This window comes from Rahnella sp. ChDrAdgB13 (assembly GCF_017655185.1).
Lineage (GTDB): Bacteria > Pseudomonadota > Gammaproteobacteria > Enterobacterales > Enterobacteriaceae > Rahnella > Rahnella contaminans.
Window position 1 is genome coordinate 1 of the sequence record NZ_JAEMGT010000225.1, and the last position, 1,193, is coordinate 1,193.

General features: G+C 52.3%; 2 protein-coding genes. Both read left to right on the plus strand.

Annotation, left to right across the window (positions count from 1 at the left end):
- The first annotated feature begins 69 nt into the window (after window positions 1–69).
- Window positions 70–525: a phage tail protein gene (locus J8X26_RS27065; protein WP_208952608.1), complete on the plus strand. Its 456-nt coding sequence runs from the start codon at window positions 70–72 to the stop codon at window positions 523–525.
- Window positions 526–585: 60 nt separating this feature from the next.
- Window positions 586–927, plus strand: coding sequence for a phage tail protein (locus J8X26_RS27070; protein WP_159282894.1), 342 nt, complete (start codon window positions 586–588; stop codon window positions 925–927).
- The last annotated feature ends 266 nt before the right edge of the window (window positions 928–1,193 follow it).

Sequence of the window (1,193 nt, forward strand, 5' to 3'; positions counted from 1 at the left end):
AAATACTGAGCATTCTTGCGGTACGTCTCCGTGAGGGTATCGAAAACAATCGTTAAATGAGGCAATGAAATGGCAGATAAAAGCTCTCCGGAATACGCAATGCTCCCCGCTGGAACAGTTGTTCTGTGGGGGGAAATCGGCGATGCCGTGGCGGATATGCAGCCGCTGATTAACTGTAAAGCTCTCGGCGCGACAGGTGCCACTGGCTCCTTCGTAGACTGTACAACCCTGATCGATACTCAGAAGCAATTTATTTCTGACCTTCCGGAGGGCCCGGAAAAATCCCTCGGCTTTGTTGATGATCCTTCCAACACCAGCTTCACCGGTTTCATCAACGCTGCGGAACAGCGCAAAACCGTTCAGTTCTATGTTCAGTTACCGAACGGACGCACAGCGACAATGGTGATGGCATTGTCTGGCTGGCAACTGAACGAAATCACGGCTCCGGCCAGTGATGTTATTCAGATCACGGTCAACGGCAAACAGAACAACATCGACTGGGGCTATACGGCGCCGGGCAGTTAATCATCATCCTAATAACCTTTCAGGCCGCCATATTGGCGGCTTTTTTAATGGAGAAATTTAATGAAAGACCTTAAATCCCGCTTGTTGTCCCCCGAAACTGTCGCTCATCCCATCGTTTTGTTGGGTACGGAGCTGTTTATCCGCCGGCTCACAGCCTACGAACTGGCCGATTTTGAAGACAAAGCCGCGCAACTTCGCGCTGAGGGTAATACCCGTGACATGGCTCTCGCCGGTGCCTCACTTGTCCTGAATTCTTTGGTTGATGAAAACGGGTTGCCAGCTCAAGACCTGCCGGCACCGGACGAATTGATGAAGTCCCATTCCTATGCGTCTCTCATTGAAGCGTTGACCAAAGTGCAGCGTCACAGTTACGGCACGCTCGAGGAAGCGAAAAAAAACTAAGGGACTCCCCCTGGCTGAGGCTGGTCTTTTCACTGGCTGAGCGCTTCGGGGAGTCTGACCCACGGAAAATTGCCAACTTACCGGCTGATATTCTTTTGCATTGGGAGGCATGGTTCTCTCTTTCCGGCAATGCCGAACCGTCTGCATCGGCGGCGCCGGTTGTTGTCACCAGCACCCCAGCTGACCGGCAGTGTGCCGATGTTATGAGGATCCTTGGACAATGAGTGATGTCGCAAGCCTGTCAGTTGCCCTGCATCTCAATTCTG

Bases quoted from the DNA above. Each gene is read 5' to 3' on its own strand.
- J8X26_RS27070 (WP_159282894.1), top strand. From the start codon at position 586: ATGAAAGACCTTAAATCCCGCTTGTTGTCCCCCGAAACTGTCGCTCAT.
- J8X26_RS27065 (WP_208952608.1), top strand. From the start codon at position 70: ATGGCAGATAAAAGCTCTCCGGAATACGCAATGCTCCCCGCTGGAACA.